Annotated in this window: 16 protein-coding genes and 1 pseudogene; 14 read left to right on the top strand and 3 right to left on the bottom strand. The window is 67.9% G+C overall.

Annotated elements, in window-relative coordinates:
* Positions 1–35: 35 nt before the first annotated feature.
* The 3 genes from BN118_RS12020 (at position 36) to BN118_RS12010 (ending at position 3,476) form a co-directional block, all read left to right on the top strand.
* Positions 36–1,553 carry an ABC transporter substrate-binding protein gene (locus BN118_RS12020; protein ID WP_014905886.1) on the top strand — a complete coding sequence of 506 codons (1,518 nt, stop codon included), beginning with the start codon at positions 36–38 and terminating at the stop codon, positions 1,551–1,553.
* Between the two features lie 94 nt (positions 1,554–1,647).
* Positions 1,648–2,592 (top strand): ABC transporter permease, encoded by a 945-nt coding sequence (locus tag BN118_RS12015; protein WP_003811980.1) that lies wholly within the window; start codon positions 1,648–1,650, stop codon positions 2,590–2,592.
* Complete coding sequence (locus tag BN118_RS12010) at positions 2,589–3,476, top strand: ABC transporter permease (RefSeq protein ID WP_023853130.1); 888 nt, start codon at positions 2,589–2,591, stop codon at positions 3,474–3,476. The genes BN118_RS12015 and BN118_RS12010 overlap by 4 nt, the downstream gene beginning before the upstream one ends.
* A gap of 297 nt (positions 3,477–3,773) precedes the next feature.
* Here BN118_RS12010 and rsgA read toward each other — a convergent pair whose 3' ends face one another.
* Both rsgA and BN118_RS12000 read right to left on the bottom strand, forming a co-directional pair.
* Positions 3,774–4,676 (bottom strand): ribosome small subunit-dependent GTPase A, encoded by a 903-nt coding sequence (gene rsgA, locus BN118_RS12005; RefSeq protein ID WP_003813309.1) that lies wholly within the window; start codon positions 4,674–4,676, stop codon positions 3,774–3,776.
* Positions 4,673–5,938, bottom strand: coding sequence for a M48 family metallopeptidase (locus tag BN118_RS12000; protein WP_003813306.1), 1,266 nt, complete (start codon positions 5,936–5,938; stop codon positions 4,673–4,675). Before BN118_RS12000 ends, rsgA begins: the two co-directional genes overlap by 4 nt.
* Before the next feature lie 44 nt (positions 5,939–5,982).
* On the opposite strand from BN118_RS12000, the gene orn reads away from it, so the two are divergent.
* Positions 5,983–6,528, top strand: coding sequence for an oligoribonuclease (gene orn / locus BN118_RS11995; protein ID WP_003813303.1), 546 nt, complete (start codon positions 5,983–5,985; stop codon positions 6,526–6,528).
* A 33-nt stretch (positions 6,529–6,561) separates the two neighbouring features.
* Positions 6,562–7,248, top strand: a complete 687-nt coding sequence (locus BN118_RS11990; protein WP_003813302.1) for an NAD(P)H-hydrate epimerase — start codon at positions 6,562–6,564, stop codon at positions 7,246–7,248.
* Here BN118_RS11990 and paaX read toward each other — a convergent pair.
* Positions 7,220–8,149 carry a phenylacetic acid degradation operon negative regulatory protein PaaX gene (paaX, locus tag BN118_RS11985; RefSeq protein ID WP_010931077.1) on the bottom strand — a complete coding sequence of 310 codons (930 nt, stop codon included), beginning with the start codon at positions 8,147–8,149 and terminating at the stop codon, positions 7,220–7,222. The genes BN118_RS11990 and paaX overlap by 29 nt on opposite strands.
* A gap of 171 nt (positions 8,150–8,320) precedes the next feature.
* On the opposite strand from paaX, the gene paaA reads away from it, so the two are divergent.
* The 9 genes and pseudogenes from paaA (at position 8,321) to paaK (ending at position 16,407) form a co-directional block, all read left to right on the top strand.
* The gene (gene paaA, locus BN118_RS11980) at positions 8,321–9,310 is read left to right on the top strand and encodes a 1,2-phenylacetyl-CoA epoxidase subunit PaaA (protein WP_003813298.1); all 990 of its coding nucleotides are present in this window, start codon (positions 8,321–8,323) and stop codon (positions 9,308–9,310) included.
* 64 nt (positions 9,311–9,374) lie between these two features.
* Positions 9,375–9,659, top strand: coding sequence for a 1,2-phenylacetyl-CoA epoxidase subunit PaaB (gene paaB, locus BN118_RS11975; protein ID WP_010931076.1), 285 nt, complete (start codon positions 9,375–9,377; stop codon positions 9,657–9,659).
* A gap of 15 nt (positions 9,660–9,674) precedes the next feature.
* Positions 9,675–10,439, top strand: a complete 765-nt coding sequence (paaC, locus tag BN118_RS11970; RefSeq protein WP_003813293.1) for a 1,2-phenylacetyl-CoA epoxidase subunit PaaC — start codon at positions 9,675–9,677, stop codon at positions 10,437–10,439.
* Positions 10,436–10,942: a 1,2-phenylacetyl-CoA epoxidase subunit PaaD gene (gene paaD, locus BN118_RS11965; RefSeq protein ID WP_014905884.1), complete on the top strand. Its 507-nt coding sequence runs from the start codon at positions 10,436–10,438 to the stop codon at positions 10,940–10,942. The genes paaC and paaD overlap by 4 nt, the downstream gene beginning before the upstream one ends.
* A gap of 11 nt (positions 10,943–10,953) precedes the next feature.
* A pseudogene (gene paaE, locus BN118_RS21240) lies at positions 10,954–12,047 on the top strand (1,2-phenylacetyl-CoA epoxidase subunit PaaE).
* A gap of 50 nt (positions 12,048–12,097) precedes the next feature.
* Positions 12,098–13,750, top strand: a complete 1,653-nt coding sequence (gene paaN, locus BN118_RS11955) for a phenylacetic acid degradation protein PaaN (RefSeq protein WP_010931074.1) — start codon at positions 12,098–12,100, stop codon at positions 13,748–13,750.
* 10 nt (positions 13,751–13,760) lie between these two features.
* Positions 13,761–14,549: a 2-(1,2-epoxy-1,2-dihydrophenyl)acetyl-CoA isomerase PaaG gene (gene paaG / locus BN118_RS11950; RefSeq protein WP_010931073.1), complete on the top strand. Its 789-nt coding sequence runs from the start codon at positions 13,761–13,763 to the stop codon at positions 14,547–14,549.
* Positions 14,549–15,019, top strand: a complete 471-nt coding sequence (gene paaI, locus BN118_RS11945; RefSeq protein WP_003813284.1) for a hydroxyphenylacetyl-CoA thioesterase PaaI — start codon at positions 14,549–14,551, stop codon at positions 15,017–15,019. Before paaG ends, paaI begins: the two co-directional genes overlap by 1 nt.
* A gap of 74 nt (positions 15,020–15,093) precedes the next feature.
* Positions 15,094–16,407, top strand: a complete 1,314-nt coding sequence (paaK, locus tag BN118_RS11940; protein WP_014905883.1) for a phenylacetate--CoA ligase PaaK — start codon at positions 15,094–15,096, stop codon at positions 16,405–16,407.
* Positions 16,408–16,457: the final 50 nt, after the last annotated feature.

Below are 16,457 nucleotides of genomic sequence, written 5' to 3'. Positions count from 1 at the left end.
TGCGGGCGCACGACCACCAAGGGGAAATCCACAACATGACCAAGACCAAGAGCCTGAGCATGATGATGGGCGCGGCCGTGCTGGCCGGCGCGGGCGGCGCCGCCCTGGCGCAGGACCTGCGCATCGGCCTGCAGGAAGACCCGGACGTGCTCGATCCGCACCGCGCCCGCACCTATGTGGGCCGCATTGTCTTCACCTCGTTGTGCGACAAGCTGGTCGACATCGACGAGAAGCTGCAATTCGTGCCGCAGCTGGCGCAGTCGTGGAGCTTCAGCGAGGACAACAAGACGCTGACATTCAAGCTGCGCACCGATGTCCAGTTCCACGACGGCAGCAAGTTCGACGCCGCCGCGGCGCGCGCCAACCTGGGGCGCGCCATGACGCTGCAGGACAGCATGCGCAAGGGCGAACTGGCCTCGGTCGAGAAAATCGAGGCGCCCGATCCCGCCACCCTGGTGCTGACGCTCAAGCGCCCCGACGCCACCTTGCTGGCGCAGTTGTCCGACCGCGCCGGCATGATGCTCTCGCCCAAGGCCTTCGAGGGCGACGCGGCCGCGGTGGGCCGCAAGCCGATCTGCTCGGGCCCCTACAAGTTCGTCGAACGGGTGCAGAACGACCGCATCGTGCTGCAGAAGTTCGACCAGTACTACGGCGCCAAGGATTACCACTTCGACAAGCTGGTATTCCTGCCCATTCCGGACACCACGGTGCGCCTGTCCAATCTGCGCGCCGGCGGGCTGGACATCCTGGAGCGCATGAACCCCTCGGACGCGCCGCAGGTCAAGAACGACGCCAGCGTGCAGTTCATGCCGGTGTCGGGTCTGGGTTACCAGGAGGTCTTCTTCAATACGGGCAACGGCAAGCGCGCCGAGACCAATCCGTTCAAGGACAAGCGGGTGCGCCAGGCGCTGGCCTTGTCGATCGACCGCGCCATCATCAACGAAGTGGTCGGCGGCGGCATCTTCGACCCGGCCAGCCAGCCGTTCCCGCCGGCCAGCCCCTATCACAGCGACAAGTTCCCGGTGCCCAAGCGCGATGTCGAGCGCGCCCGCGCGCTGCTCAAGGAAGCCGGCCTGCAGAAGGTCAAGGCCGAGTTCGCCTTCGGCAACAACACCACGACCTCGGCCATCGCCGAAATGATCCAGGCCATGGCGGCCGAGGCCGGCTTCGAGCTGAGCCTGCGGCCCACCGAATACGCCGCCATGCTCAACGAGGCGCAGGCCGGCAACTTCGAGATGATCATGCGCGGCTGGTCGGGCCGGGTCGACCCGGACGGCAACATCTACCAGTTCGTGACCTGCAAGGGCGCGCTGAACGACGGCCGCTATTGCAATGCCGAGGTCGACAAGCTGCTGGCCGAGGCGCGCACCGTGCCCGACCAGGCCAAGCGCAAGGCGATCTACGACCAGGCCCAGGCGCTGCTGCAGGCCGACACGCACGATATCTACCTGTACTACCAGCCGTGGCCGTTCGTGCTGGGCAAGAACGTACGCGGCTTCAAGCCGTACCCGGACGGCATGGTGCGCCTGAAGGGCGTGACGCTGGCCAAGTAGCGACGGTGGGGGCGGCGGGCCGCCGCAGCGGCGGCCGGCTGCCGCGATCGGCGCGGCGCGCGGGCGCCGCCGCGCCCGTTTTTCGGTGGCGACCATGTTCAAACTGATCCTGCGACGCGTCGTCGTGGCGATCCCGACGCTGATCCTGGTGTCGATGATCGTCTTCATGCTGCAGAAAATCCTGCCCGGCGATCCGGTGCTCACGCTGGCCGGCGAGGAGCGCGATCCCGCGGTGCTGGACTACCTGCGCGAGAAATACCGCCTCAACGACCCGCTGCCGGTGCAGTACGGCGCCTGGGTGGCCCAGGTGCTGCAGGGCGACCTGGGCAAGTCCATGCGCACCGACGTGCCGGTGCTGACCCTGATCGCGCAAAAGCTGCCGGTGACCCTGCAGCTGGCCGTGATGGCGATGGCGTTCGCGCTGCTGGTGGGCATTCCCCTGGGCATCGTCGCCGCCGTGCGCAAGGGCACGGCGGTCGAGATGGGCGCCAACATGGCGGCGCTCTCGGGCATGTCCATTCCCAATTTCTGGCTGGGCATCATCCTCATCATGGTGGTCTCGGTGCAGTGGAAGCTGCTGCCGGCCTCGGGGTATGTCTCGCCGGCGGAGGACTTCTGGCTTTCCATCAAGACCATGCTGATGCCGGCCCTGGTGCTGTCCACGGCGATCGCCGCCTACCTGATGCGGCACACGCGTTCGGCCATGCTGGAGGCGCTGTCGGCCGATTACGTGCGCACCGCGCGCGCCAAGGGCGTTGCGCCGCGCAAGGTGGTGCTGCGCCACGCGCTGCGCAACGCGCTGATGCCCATCGTGACGCTGGTGACGCTGCTGTTCGGCGAACTGCTGGCCGGGGCGGTGCTGACCGAGCAGGTGTTCACCATCCCGGGCTTCGGCAAGCTGATCGTCGACGCGGTCTTCAACCGCGACTACGCCGTGGTGCAGGGCGTGGTGCTGTGCGTGGCGGTCGGCTTCATCGTCATGAACCTGCTGGCCGACATCCTGTACATCCTCGTCAACCCCCGCCTGAGGCACGCATGAGCGCACCCATCGCAAGCGCGGGCATGGCCGCGCCGCGCCGCGCCAACCGCTCCTGGGGCAAGTTCCGCCGCAACCGGATCGCGATGCTCGGCGCGCTCATCGTGCTGGCGTTCGTCGTGCTGGCGCTGCTGGCGCCCTGGGTGGCCAGCCACGACTCGTTCCAGACCAGCTTCATGACCATCCGCAAGGCGCCCTCGGCGGCGTTCTGGATGGGCACCGATGAACTGGGCCGGGACATCTTCAGCCGCATGGTGTACGGCGCGCGCGCCTCGCTGATGGCGGGCATGGTGTCGGTGCTGATCGCCCTGGCGGTGGGGGTGCCGTTCGGACTGGCCGCCGGCTATTTCGGCGGCTGGACCGACAGCGTCATCTCGCGCGCCACCGAAGCGCTGCTGGCTATCCCGTTCCTGATCCTGGCGATCGCGCTGGCCGCCTTCCTGGGGCCCAGCCTGACCAACGCCATGATCGCCATCGGCGTATCGGCCGCGCCCAAGTTCATCCGGCTCACGCGCGGCCAGGTGCTGGCGGTCAAGAACGAGGACTACGTGCAGAGCGCGCGCGCCCTGGGCGCCTCGGACCTGCGCATCATCGGCCGCCACGTCTTTCCCAATGTCATGCCGCCGCTGATCGTGCAGGCCACCATCACCATCGCCACCGCCATCATCGCCGAGGCCAGCCTGTCGTTCCTGGGGCAGCGCCGTGGCCGCTTGCTCGTGATACAGACCCGTAGGCTCCAGGATGGCGTGCAACTGCGCCGGCTGTGCGCCGTGTTTGGCGCACCACGCCAGCAGGGCTTGTACGCCCGCGGCGGTGTTGACCACCACCTTGGTCTTACGCTTGTCAGCCTCAGCCGTCAGCAACGTGCAATCCAGCTTGGCCTTTGATACATCAATACCTATGAAAACATGGACTTGGCCTCCTGCAGATAACAAACTGCTGTCAGCCACTGCGCCCACTTGCCTTGTACATACAGGGTCCTCGCCCTACGATACCGTCCAGTGTCTCGCCGGCCCAGCAGTGCGCTGCCGAGCCGCTATCTGTCCCACAAAGTCCTCGCTTTGGGCACCAACTCGCGGTCATCGGCGCGCGGTGGTGATAGCTAATCACCACCGGAGGAAAGATACAAGGCACCCCGGGAGTCGGCAGGTGCCTGTCCTCGTGGGGACAGGCACCTGAGGGTTTCAGTAGGGGCGCGCGGCCGCGTTTTCGTCCAGGATGCGCAGGTACAGCGCGTAGCGGCCGGCGTCGATCTGGCCGGCTTGCAGCGCTGCCAGGACGCCGCAGCCGGGCTCGTGGCGATGGGTGCAGTTGTAGAAGCGGCAGTGCTCGATATGCGGGGCGAATTCCGGGAAGCCGCGCAGGATCTGTTCGCCGTTGAGGTGCTGCAGGCCGAACGCCTGGAAGCCCGGCGAGTCGATCAGGTCGCCGCCGGGTTCGGGCAGGTGGTAGAGCCGCGTGCTGGTGGTGGTGTGGCGGCCCATGTCCAGCGCCGCCGAATATTCGCGCGTGGCGGCCTGGGCGTGCGGCACCAGCGTGTTGAGCAGGGTGGACTTGCCCATGCCGCTCTGGCCCAGCAGCAGGCTGGTGCGCCCGGCCAGCCGTGGCGCCAGGCGCTCGTGCACCATGGCGTGGTCCTGCGCGCTCAATTCGATGACGGGCACGCCCAGCCGGCGCAGCGGCTCCAGGCGCGCGCGCGCGGCGTCCAGTCCGTTGGGCAGGTCTATCTTGTTGAGCACGATCACCGGCTCGATGTCGGCGCTCCAGGCGCCGGCCAGGGAGCGGCCGGTCAGGTCGTCCGCGAAGGTGGGTTCGACCGCCACGACGATCAGCAATTGGTCGACGTTGGCGGCGAATTGCTTGACGCGCATTTCGTCGGAGCGAAACAGCAGGTTGCGCCGCGGCAGCACGGCTTCGATGGCGCCTTCGTCGCGGCCTTGCGGGGTGATGCGCACGCGGTCGCCGACGGCCGGGCCGTTCTTCTTGCCGCGCGGAAAGCACTGCCGCAACGAGCCGTCGGCCAGCTCCACGGTGTAGTGGCGACCGTGGGCGGCGATGATCAGGCCTTCGGCCTGGTTGCTGCTCATGCGCCCGCCATCAGGTGGCGGATGCGTACCGCGGCTGGAGGATGGCTGTCGTAGAAGGCGGAGTGCACAGGATCGGGCGTCAGGGTGGCGGCGTTGTCATCGTACAGTTTGACCAGCGCCGATACCAACCGATCCGGCGAACTCTGGGCCGCGGCGTAGCGGTCGGCCTCGAATTCGTCGCGGCGCGAGTACCAGCTGGCCAGCGGGGTCAGCATGAAGGTGAACACCGGCACGACCAGGAAGAACAGCACCAGCGCCATGGCGTCGTTGCGTCCGCCCAGGTTGGGCAGGACGCCCAGTCCTTCGTAGAACCAGGGCTGGCGGGCCAGCCAGCCCAGCGCGGCGAAGAAGACCAGCGCGCCGGCAAAGCTGAGCGCCAGCCGCTTGATGATGTGGCGGCGCGCGAAGTGGCCCAGCTCGTGGGCCAGCACCGCTTCGATCTCGTCGCCGTTCAGGCGCGCGAGCAGGGTATCGAAGAAGACGATGCGGCGCGATTTGCCGAACCCGGTGAAGTAGGCGTTGCCGTGGGCCGAGCGGCGCGAGCCGTCCATCACGAACAGCCCGTTCAGGGCAAAGCCGCAGCGCTGCGCCAACTGGCGGATGCGGCCGGCCAGTTCGGGGTCGTTGAGCGGGGTGAACTTGTTGAACAGCGGCGCGATGAAGGTGGGATAGATGAGCAGCAGCAGCAGGTTGTAGCCCAGCCACAGGCCCCAGGCCCACAGCCACCAGTAGGCGCCGGCGCCGGCCATCAGCCACAGCACGGCGGCGGCCAGCGGCAGGCCCAGGACCAGGGCCACCAGCACGCCCTTGACGGCATCGCTGAAAAACAGGGCGGGCGTCATGCGGTTGAAGCCGAAGCGCCCCTCCAGGCGGAATTGCCGCCACAGGGTGAAGGGCAGGCCGAGCAGGCCCAGCAACAGCGGCACGCAGGCCAGCAGCAGCAATTGGCGCAGGAAGTCGTGCTGGGTCAGCTGCCCCAGCCACAGGTCGATGAACTGCAGGCCGCCCAGCAGCGTCAGCGCCACCAGGATGGCCGCGTCGTAGACGCGTTCGAGCATGCCCAGGCGCACGCGCGCCACGGTGTAGTCGGCCGCGCGCTGGTGGCTGTGCAGCCCGATGCGCGGGGCGAACTCGGGCGGGACGGATTGGCGGTTGGCCGCCACGTGGCGGATCTGGCGGGTGGCCAGCCACAGGCGCACGCCGATATCGGCCAGCAGCAGGACAACGAAGAAAAGCGTGAAAAGGGGCACGGGTGCGGTCACGGGGCAGGGTTATGCGAAAATGGTGCGTTTTAAAGGCAAATTATATGGCTGCGAACGAAAACCGCCTGGTCTGGCTCGATATGGAAATGACCGGGCTCGATCCCGAGAAAGAGCGCATCATCGAGGTGGCGGTGGTCGTGACCGAGGCCGATCTCACCGTGGTGGCCGAAGGCCCGGTGCTGGTGGTGCACCAGCCCGACAGCCTGCTCGACGCCATGGACAACTGGAACAAGTCCACCCATGGCAAGAGCGGCCTGATCGAGAAGGTCAAGGCATCGACGCTGGGCGAGGCCCAGGCCGAGCAGATCCTGCTCGAATTCCTGGCCGAGCACGTGCCCGCGGGCAAGTCGCCGCTGTGTGGCAATACCATCAGCCAGGACCGGCGCTTCATGTACGCCTACATGCCCAACCTGGAGCGCTTCTTCCATTACCGCAACCTGGATGTCAGCACCCTGAAGGAGCTGGCGCGGCGCTGGGCGCCCGCGGTCTACAAGGGATTCGACAAGAAAAGCCGCCACGAGGCGCTGGCCGACATCTACGAATCCATCGACGAACTCAAGTATTACCGCGAGCACCTGCTCAAGGTCTGAGCAGGCCGGCGCGGCATCGAACGGCAGGGCGCCATGGACATCGAGCGCGTCGAGCAGGTCCGCGCCGTCGAACGGCTGGCGCATCGTCGCGGGCTGGCGCTGATGCCGCGCGCAGGCTTGGCCGCCGCCGATTTCGTCGCGGCCCGCCTGCCGGCCGGCGCGCAGGTGCTGGCCCTGGCCGGACCGGGCAACAATGGCGGCGACGCGCTGGTGGCGGCCACGCTGCTGCAGGCGCGCGGCTATCGGGTCGCGGTCGTCATGCCCGCCGGCCCGGCGCGCCTGCCTGACGATGCGCGCCGGGCCTGGCAAGATTGGTGCGCCGCCGGCGGCCAGGCCAGCGCCGATCTGCCGGCTCATGCGCCGGCGCTGGTCATCGACGGTTTGTTCGGCATCGGCCTGGCCCGTCCGCTGGATGGGGCATGGCAGGGGCTGATCGACCAGGTCAACGCCTGGCGCGTGCCGGTGCTGGCGCTGGATGTGCCCAGCGGCCTGAGCGCGGCCAGTGGCCAGCCGCTGGGTGATCCGCCGGGCCGCCCGGTGCGGGCCACCTGGACCCTGTCGTTCATCGGCGTGCCGGCCGCCCTGCGCGCACCGGGCGCCGCGGCCTGGTGCGGCGAACAGTATCTGTCCCTGCTTGGTTTGACGCCGGCTTTCCTGGCCGAGGCCGTCGGCCCGTGCGGGCAGGCGACGGCTACGGCCGCCCGCCGAAGCGGCCCATGATGTCGGCCTGGGCCGGCCGATAGCGCGCGTTCTCGCGGCCGGCCACGGCATCCAGGTGGCGTTCCGAGGCGTCGAAGACTTGCCAGTAGATGCGCCGGCACAGTGCGCGGGCCGCGTTGCCGGGCCAGCCGTCCGGTTCCATGGGGGTGGGCAGCTGCGGATCGTGCAGCACGATGCGCTGCCAGTTGTGCAGCAACAGCACCCGCACCGCGAAGGCCTGCGCGGGGGTGGGGGGCGGATCCAGCAGTTTTTCCACCGGGCCGAAATTGCGCGAGAACAGGCGGTATTGGTCCGCCACCTCATCGAGATTCCAGCATTGTCCCGCCAGGCTGGCGATCGGCAGGCCGCCGGCGCCGGCCTGGTCGCGCGCCGACAGCACCAGGGCCTTGTCGGGGATACCCAGCTTTTCGAGGATATCGTGCGCGGCGCGCGCTTCGGTCTGCGGGTGGGCGAACAGGCCCGGGGCCACCATGCCGAACCCTTCCCAGAGCAGTTCGCGGCGCAGCTCGCCCCGCTCGGCCAGGCCATTGTTGCCGGCGCGCGGCAGCGCCACCAGTGTCCATTCGCCGTTCCAGGCGCGCGCCGGCCCGTCATAGATGCGCTGCGAGGCGTGCGCGGTGTGGCGCAGGCCGTGTTCCGACAACAGATACAGGCTGCGCCGTCCATGGCGCTCGGATTGCAGCCAGCCCTGCGCGACCAGCCTGAACACGCTGGTGCGTAGCAGGCGTTCGTTGATGCCGATAGGGGCCAGCAGCTCGATCAGGTCGCCCAGCCAGATGGCGCCGCCGTGCGGCGCCAGCGCGTCGCCCAGCAGGCTGACGCACAGCGATTTGGCGCGGGGCGGATCGTTTTTCAGCAGACGGGAGAGAAAGCGGTCCAGCGGTGACGGAGTGCTTGCCATGTGTGGGCGTAGGCCGGGCGGATACGAGGATTCATGACATGATACATAAATCCAATGTGATACAGAAATAGGTTTGACAATGGATTTTTTGTATTAAATAATCCCATGCATGAGACGGCGGAAAGTCCGGGCGCGCCAGCGCCTGGCGCAGCCCCGCCGCAGGAGACAGATATGTACGCTCAATTGGTCGAAACCGGGGTCGGCAAGGTCAAGCATGTCGATCAGCTGGAAGGCCCCGAGCAGGCGTTCCAGCGCCGTATCGACGACGGGGTGCGCATCGAACCCAAGGACTGGATGCCCGAGGCCTATCGCAAGACCTTGGTGCGCCAGATTTCCCAGCACGCCCATTCCGAGATCGTCGGCATGCTGCCCGAGGGCAACTGGATCACCCGCGCGCCGTCGCTCAAGCGCAAGGCGATCCTGCTGGCCAAGGTGCAGGACGAGGCCGGGCACGGCCTGTATCTCTACAGCGCGGCCGAGACGCTGGGCGTTTCGCGCGAGGACCTGATCGACGATCTGCACACGGGCCGCGCCAAGTACTCCAGCATCTTCAACTATCCCACCCTGACATGGGCCGATATCGGCATGATCGGCTGGCTGGTCGATGGCTCGGCCATCATCAACCAGATCCCGCTGTGCCGATGTTCGTACGGCCCCTACGCGCGCGCCATGGTGCGCGTGTGCAAGGAAGAGTCGTTCCACCAGCGCCAGGGCTACGATCTGCTGATCCAGATGTGCCTGCACGGCACGCCCGAGCAGAAGGCCATGTGCCAGGAGGCGTTCAATCGCTGGTGGTGGCCGGCGCTGATGATGTTCGGCCCCTCCGACGCCGACTCGCCCAACAGCGCGCAGTCGATGCAATGGAAGATCAAGCTGTTCTCCAACGACGAATTGCGCCAGAAAATGGTCGACCAGACCGTGCCGCAGGCCGAGTACCTGGGGCTGACGGTGCCCGATCCTGACCTGAAGTGGAACGCCGAGCGCGGCCATTACGATTTCGGCGCGATCGACTGGGACGAGTTCTACGCGGTGATCAAGGGCCATGGCCCGTGCAACCGCGAACGCCTGGCCGCCCGCGTCAAGGCGCACGAGGATGGCGCCTGGGTGCGCGAGGCAATGGCCGCCCACGCCGACAAGCAGGCGCGCCGCAAGGCGGCCTGACGGCGCCGCCGGTTTCTCCATTCCAGTTTCGGCGCGCCCAGGCGGCGCGCCAGGGATACGCATCATGAGCAAAGATTGGCCTCTCTGGGAAGTATTCATCCGCAGCCAGCATGGCCTGGCCCACAAGCATGTGGGCAGCCTGCACGCGCCCGACACCGAAATGGCCATCAACCATGCGCGCGATGTCTATACGCGCCGCAACGAGGGCCTGAGCATCTGGGTCGTGCGCGCGGCCGACATCGTGGCCAGCAGCCCGGGCGACAAGGAGCCGCTGTTCGAACCCGCCAACAGCAAGGTCTACCGGCATCCGACGTTTTTCCCGATGCCCGACGAAATCAAGCACATGTAGGGCGGGGCGGCGAATATGGACAAGTCATTGTTTGAGTACCTGCTGCGGCTGGGCGACACCACCCTGGTGCTGTCGCAGCGCCTGGGCCAGTGGTGCGGCCACGGGCCCGTGCTGGAAGAGGACCTGGCGCTGACCAATACCGCGCTCGACCTGCTGGGCCAGGCCCGCATGTGGCTGACGCTGGCCGGCGAGGTCGAGGGGGCCGGGCGCGACGAGGACCGGCTGGCCTACCTGCGCGATGCGCCGCAGTTCCGCAACCTGCTGCTGGTCGAGCGGCCCAATGGCCACTATGGCGACACCATGGCGCGCCAGTTCCTGTTCGACACCTGGCACTACTTCCTGCTGATCCGCCTGGCCAGGTCGGCCGACGAACGCGTGGCGGCGATTGCCGCCAAGGCGTTGAAGGAGGTCACCTACCACGCGCGCCGTTCCGCCGACCTGGTGGTGCGGCTGGGCGATGGCACGGCGCTCAGCCACGCGCGGATGCAGGCGGCGATCGACGCGGCCTGGCCCTACGTGGGCGAGATGTTCGTCGACGATGCCATCGACCAGGATCTTGCCGCGCGCGGCATCGCCTGCGAGCTGTCCAGCCTGCGCGACGAGTGGCTGGCGCAGGTGCGCGAAGTGCTGGACGAGGCCACCCTGGCCATGCCGCAGGAGGACGAGGCCTTCCATCCCGCCCATCGCGGCGGACGGCAGGGGCGCCATACCGAGCACCTGGGCTACATCCTGGCCGAGATGCAGCACCTGCAGCGCGCCTATCCCGGAGCCTCGTGGTGAACGCCTTGCCCAGGGTGCCGGCCGGCCAGGTGCTGGCCTGGCTGGAAAGCGTGCCCGACCTGGAGATCCCCGTGCTGTCGGTGGTGGATCTCGGCGTGGTGCGCGACATCGGCTGGGACGGCGATACCTGCGTGGTCACCATCACGCCCACGTACTCGGGCTGTCCGGCCATGCGCGAAATCACCCACGACATCGAGACCACGCTGGCCGGCCACGGCCTGGCCAGCGTGCGGATCGAGACGCGCCTGGCGCCGGCCTGGACCACTGACTGGATGACCGCGCGCGGCCGCGCCGCGCTCAGGCAGTACGGCATCGCCGCGCCGGTCGAGCGCGCCGTCGATATTTCCGGCATCAGCCGGCGCCGCGCCGCGCCCGCCATCGAATGCCCGCACTGCGGTTCGCTCGATACGCGGCTGATCAGCCATTTCGGATCGACCTCCTGCAAGGCGCTGTACCGTTGCGTCGCCTGCCGCGAGCCGTTCGATTACTTCAAGCCCCACTGAATGCCCGCGCCATGAGCCACAATCCATTCCATATGCTGAAGGTCGCTTCGGTGGCGCGCAACACGCGCGACGCCGTGGTGGTCACGTTCGACCTGCCGCCCGAGCTGGCCGGCGACTTCCGCTTCCGGCCGGGCCAGTACCTGACCCTGCGCACCCGCCTGGACGGCGAGGAGGTGCGCCGCTCGTACTCCATCTGTTCGGCGCCGGGCGACGGCGTGCTGCGCGTGGCCATCAAGAAGGTCGACGAGGGGGTGTTCTCCAACTGGGCCAACCACGAGCTGCAGCCCGGCCAGAGCCTGGAAGTGATGCCGCCGGCGGGCAACTTCACCGTCGACTTCGACCCGGACAACGCGCGCCACTATGTGGCGTTCGCGGTGGGCAGCGGCATCACGCCGGTGTTCTCGCTGGTGAAGTCGGCCCTGTCGGCCGAACCGCGCAGCCGCTTCACGCTGTTCTTCGGCAACCGCGCCTCGTCCTCGGTGCTGTTTCGCGAGGAAATCGAAGACCTCAAGAACCTCTATATGGAGCGCTTCTCGCTGGTCTACATCATGAGCCGCGAAAGCCAGGACATTGAGCTGTTCAATGGTCGCCTGGACGGCGATAAAGTCGATCAACTGCTCACCGCCTGGATGCGGCCCGGCGATATCGATTACGCTTTTGTGTGCGGTCCGCAGACCATGATCGAGAGCGTGGTCGAGCACCTGCAGGCGCGCGGCATGCCCAAGTCGCATATCAAGTTCGAGCTGTTCGGCGCGCCCAAGGGGCCGCGGGCGCTGCGCACCGGACGCGACGCGACGCGCCCGCCGCGCCCGGCAAGGGCCAGTGCGAGGTCACGGTCGTGCAGGACGGCCACAGCCGTACGTTTTTCATCGACAAGAACAAGGATAGCGTGCTCGATTCGGCGCTGGCGCAAGGCGTCGAGCTGCCTTATTCGTGCAAGGGCGGGGTGTGTTCCACCTGCCGCTGCAAGGTCGTCGCAGGCGAAGTCGACATGGACGCCAACTTCGCCCTGGAAGATTACGAAGTGGCGCGCGGTTTCGTGCTCAGCTGCCAGAGCTACCCGGTTAGCGATCGGCTGGTCATCGACTTCGACCAGGAAACCTGAGCCGTCCCGGCCAGCGACGCAATACAACTATTCATCACGGAGATAGCGCAGTGTCCCAAGATTTCTTTGAACGCCACCAGCCCATGTTGCAGAAAGCGCTGGAAGCCGCCGCGCAGCGCGGCTATTGGAGCCCGTTCCCCGAGTCGCCCAGCCCGCGCAATTACGGCGAAACCGCCGCCCAGGACGGCCAGGCCGCGTTCGAGGCGCTGCGCGGCAAGCCGTTCGCGCTGGACCTGCCGCAAGCCTCGGGCGCCGTGGGGGGCGAGGTCTCGCCGTTCGGCTTCGAACTGGGTATTACCTATCCGCAGGTCGCGCCCGAAGCGCTGGTCGCGGCATCGTCCAAGGCCCTGGAGCAATGGCGCCGGGCTGGGCCGCGCGCCTGGGTGGGCGTGTCGCTGGAGATCCTCCAGCGCCTGAACCGCCGCAGCTTCGAGATGGCCCACGCCGTGCAGCACACCACCGGCCAGGCCTTCCAGGCCGGCGGCCCGCATGCGCAGGACCGCGGCGTCGAGGCCGTGACCTATGCCTGGCAGGAAATGTCGCGCATCCCCGGGGTGGCGCTCTGGGAAAAGCCGCAGGGCAAGCACGACCCCATCAAGATGGAAAAGCGCTTCACCGTGGTGCCGCGCGGCATCGCGCTGGTGATCGGCTGCTCGACCTTCCCCACCTGGAACGGCTATCCGGGCCTGTTCGCCAGCCTGGCCACCGGCAACACGGTCATCGTCAAGCCGCATCCCGGCGCCATCCTGCCGCTGGCCCTCACCGTCCAGGTGGCGCGCGAGGTGCTGGGCGAGGCCGGCTTCGACCCCGACGTGGTGCTGCTGGCGGCGCATCCCGCCGGCGACGACACCGCGCAGCGCCTGGCGCTGGATCCGGCGGTGCGCATCGTCGACTTCACCGGCAGCAGCGCCAACGGCAACTGGCTGGAGCAGAACGCCCGCCAGGCCCTGGTGTACACCGAGAAGGCCGGCGTCAACCAGGTTCTCATCGATTCCACCGACGACCTCAAGGGCGTGGCGCGCAATCTGGCGTTCTCGCTGGCGCTGTATTCCGGCCAGATGTGCACGGCGCCGCAGAATATCTATGTGCCGCGCGACGGCATCCAGACCGCCGAAGGCCGGGTCGGCTTCGACGAGGTGGCCGCGGCGCTGGGAGCCGCCCTGGACAAGCTGGCCGGCGACCCGGCCAAGGCGGTCGAATTGACCGGCGCGGTCCAGAACGACGCGACGGTGGCGCGCATCGGCAAGGCGCGCCAGCTGGGCCTGCCGGTGCTGGCCGACAGCAAGGCGCTGGCGCACCCGCAATTCGAGCAGGCGCGCGTGCATACGCCGCTGCTGCTGCGCGCCGACGCCGGCAACGACGCGCTCGGACAGGAGTGGTTCGGGCCGATCGCCTTCGTGGTCGCCACCGATTCCACCGCCCACAGCATCGAGCTGGCCGGCGCCAGCGTGCGCCAGCATGGCGCGCTCAGCCTGTCGGCCTATACCACCGACGAGGCGGTCGCGTCCCGGGTGCAGGACATGGCCGAGCACAGCGGCGTGTCGCTGTCGCTGAACCTGACCGGCGGCGTGTTCGTGAACCAGACCGCTGCGTTCAGCGATTTCCATGGCACCGGCGCCAACCCGGCCGCCAATGCCGCGCTGTCCGATTCGGCGTTCGTCGCCAACCGGTTCCGCGTCGTGCAAACCCGCCGCCACGTTTGAGGGGGCAGCCATGACCTACCAGGACATCCTGTTCGAGCTGGCCGGCGGCGTGGCCCGCCTGACGCTGAACCGCCCGGACAAGCTCAACAGCTTCACCGCCCGCATGCACTGCGAGGTGGCCGATGCGCTCGGCCGGATCGAGCGCGAGGGCGCCCGCGTGCTGGTGCTGACCGGCGCCGGCCGCGGCTTTTGCGCCGGCCAGGACCTGAGCGAACGCCGCCCCACGGCCGACGGAGCGCCGCTCGACCTGGGCGAGACGGTCGAGAAATTCTACGGACCGCTGGTGCGCCGCCTGGCCGCGCTGCCCCTGCCCGTGGTGGTGGGGGTCAATGGCGTGGCCGCCGGAGCGGGCGCCAACCTGGCCCTCGCCGGCGACATCGTGATCGCCCGCGAGTCCGCCAGTTTCATCCAATCGTTCTGCAGGCTGGGGTTGATCCCCGACACCGGCGGGACTTTCGCGCTGCCGCGCCTGGTCGGCCGCGCCCGCGCCGCGGGCCTGGCCCTGCTGGGCAACAAGCTGAGCGCCCGGCAGGCGCAGGATTGGGGCCTGATCTGGCAATGCGTGGCCGATGACGAGTTCGACAGCGCGCTCGACGGACTGGCCGCCCATTTCGCGCAGGCGCCCACCAAGGGCCTGGCGTTCACCAAGCGCGCGCTGCAGGCCAGCCTGGGCAACGATCTGTCCACCCAGCTCGACCTGGAGCGGGACATGATGCGCGAGCTGGGCCGCAGCGCCGACTACGCCGAGGGCGTGGCGGCATTTCTCGATAAACGCGAACCGCAATTCAAGGGGAAATAATGAACGCGCATGTTCCTGCCGTAGACGTGCCCAGCGATCCGCACGAACTGGCACGCGCCGTGGGCGCCACGATGTATGCCGGCGACGCGGCGTCGCAGGGCCTGGGCATGACGGTGGTGGAAATCGCCCCGGGCTACGCCAAGCTGAGCATGCCGGTGCGCGCCGACATGCTCAACGGCCACAAGACCTGCCACGGCGGCTTTATTTTCGCGCTGGCCGACAGCGCGTTCGCGTTTTCGTGCAACTCGCGCAACGTCAGCACCGTGGCGTCGGGCTGCACCATCGATTACCTGGCCCCGGGCCTGGAGGGCGACGTGTTGACGGCGGTGGCGCAGGAGCGGTCGCTGGCCGGCCGCACCGGCATTTACGACGTGACCGTCACCAACCAGCAGGGACGCTCGGTGGCGGTATTCCGTGGCCGCTCGTACCGGATCCGCGGCCAGGTCGTGGGCGAGCCGCCGCAGGACTGAGGCGGCGCAAAGACAAGAAAAGGGCGGCCGGCAACGCGCCGCCGGCAACTGGAATTTTCAGGAGACAAACCATCATGTCCACCACCATGAGCAAGCCGGGGTTGGATCCGATCGAGCACGCCAGCCGCGACGAGATCGCGGCCTTGCAGCTGGAGCGGCTCAAGTGGACGCTCAGCCATGCCTACCAGAACGTGCCCCATTACAAGAAGGCATTCGACGCGGCTGGCGTGCACCCCGAGGATTTGCAGCAGCTGTCCGACATCGCCAGGTTTCCGTTCACCACCAAACAGGACCTGCGCGACAACTATCCCTTCGGCATGTTCGCCGTCCCGCGCGAGCGCGTGTCGCGGGTGCATGCCTCCAGCGGTACCACCGGCAAGCCGACCGTGGTGGGCTATACCGCGCGCGATCTCGACAACTGGGCCAACCTGGTGGCGCGCTCGATCCGCGCGGCCGGCGGCAAGCCCGGCGACATCGTGCAAGTGTCCTACGGCTACGGGCTGTTCACCGGCGGGCTGGGCGCGCATTACGGCGCCGAGCGGCTGGGCTGCACGGTGGTGCCCATGTCGGGCGGGCAGACCGAGAAGCAGGTGCAGCTGATCAACGACTTCCGGCCCGACATCATCATGGTCACGCCGTCCTATTACTGCAATATCCTGGAGGAACAGCGCCGCCAGGGCATGGACCCGCGCCAAAGCTCGCTGCGCATCGGCATTTTCGGCGCCGAGCCCTGGACAGGACAGATGCGGGCGGACATCGAGGCCGAGGGCGGCATCGACGCGGTCGATATCTATGGCCTGTCCGAAGTGATGGGGCCGGGCGTGGCCAGCGAATGCGTCGAAACCAAGGATGGCCCGGTCGTGTGGGAAGACCATTTCTATGCCGAGATCGTCAATCCGGATACCGGCGAGCCGGTGGCCGACGGCGAACCGGGCGAGCTGGTGTTCACATCGCTGACCAAGGAAGCGATGCCCATCATCCGCTATCGTACGCGCGACCTCACGCGCCTGCTGCCGCCCACCTCGCGCAGCATGCGCCGCATCGGCAAGATCACCGGCCGCAGCGACGATATGCTGATCGTGCGGGGCGTGAACCTGTTTCCGACCCAGGTCGAGGAGCTGGTGCTGAAGATCGCCCAGCTGGCGCCGCACTACCAGTTGGTGCTGTCGCGCTCGGGCAACCTGGACGAGCTGGAAATCCTCACCGAGGTACGCGCCGAATTCTCCACCCTGACCGAGGCCGAGCGCGCCGGCCTGGGCAAGCAGCTGCAGCATGCGGTCAAGTCATACATCGGCGTCAGCGCCCGCGTGCAGGTTGCCGACACGGGCTTCGTCGAGCGTACCCTGACGGGCAAGGCGCGGCGCGTCATCGACAAGCGGCCGCGCTGATCGCGGCGGGTTCGCAGGGCGCAACGCCGGCCGCCATGGCCGGCGTTGCC

The sequence above is a fragment of the Bordetella pertussis 18323 genome, assembly GCF_000306945.1.
Taxonomy (GTDB): Bacteria; Pseudomonadota; Gammaproteobacteria; order Burkholderiales; family Burkholderiaceae_B; genus Bordetella; species Bordetella pertussis.
This window is presented reverse-complemented; position numbering and strand designations above follow the sequence as displayed.

Bases quoted from the DNA above. Each gene is read 5' to 3' on its own strand.
- BN118_RS12020 (WP_014905886.1), top strand. From the start codon at position 36: ATGACCAAGACCAAGAGCCTGAGCATGATGATGGGCGCGGCCGTGCTG.
- BN118_RS12015 (WP_003811980.1), top strand. From the start codon at position 1,648: ATGTTCAAACTGATCCTGCGACGCGTCGTCGTGGCGATCCCGACGCTG.
- BN118_RS12010 (WP_023853130.1), top strand. From the start codon at position 2,589: ATGAGCGCACCCATCGCAAGCGCGGGCATGGCCGCGCCGCGCCGCGCC.
- rsgA (WP_003813309.1), bottom strand. From the start codon at position 4,676: ATGAGCAGCAACCAGGCCGAAGGCCTGATCATCGCCGCCCACGGTCGC.
- orn (WP_003813303.1), top strand. From the start codon at position 5,983: ATGGCTGCGAACGAAAACCGCCTGGTCTGGCTCGATATGGAAATGACC.
- BN118_RS11990 (WP_003813302.1), top strand. From the start codon at position 6,562: ATGGACATCGAGCGCGTCGAGCAGGTCCGCGCCGTCGAACGGCTGGCG.
- paaX (WP_010931077.1), bottom strand. From the start codon at position 8,149: ATGGCAAGCACTCCGTCACCGCTGGACCGCTTTCTCTCCCGTCTGCTG.
- paaA (WP_003813298.1), top strand. From the start codon at position 8,321: ATGTACGCTCAATTGGTCGAAACCGGGGTCGGCAAGGTCAAGCATGTC.
- paaB (WP_010931076.1), top strand. From the start codon at position 9,375: ATGAGCAAAGATTGGCCTCTCTGGGAAGTATTCATCCGCAGCCAGCAT.
- paaC (WP_003813293.1), top strand. From the start codon at position 9,675: ATGGACAAGTCATTGTTTGAGTACCTGCTGCGGCTGGGCGACACCACC.
- paaG (WP_010931073.1), top strand. From the start codon at position 13,761: ATGACCTACCAGGACATCCTGTTCGAGCTGGCCGGCGGCGTGGCCCGC.
- paaI (WP_003813284.1), top strand. From the start codon at position 14,549: ATGAACGCGCATGTTCCTGCCGTAGACGTGCCCAGCGATCCGCACGAA.
- paaK (WP_014905883.1), top strand. From the start codon at position 15,094: ATGTCCACCACCATGAGCAAGCCGGGGTTGGATCCGATCGAGCACGCC.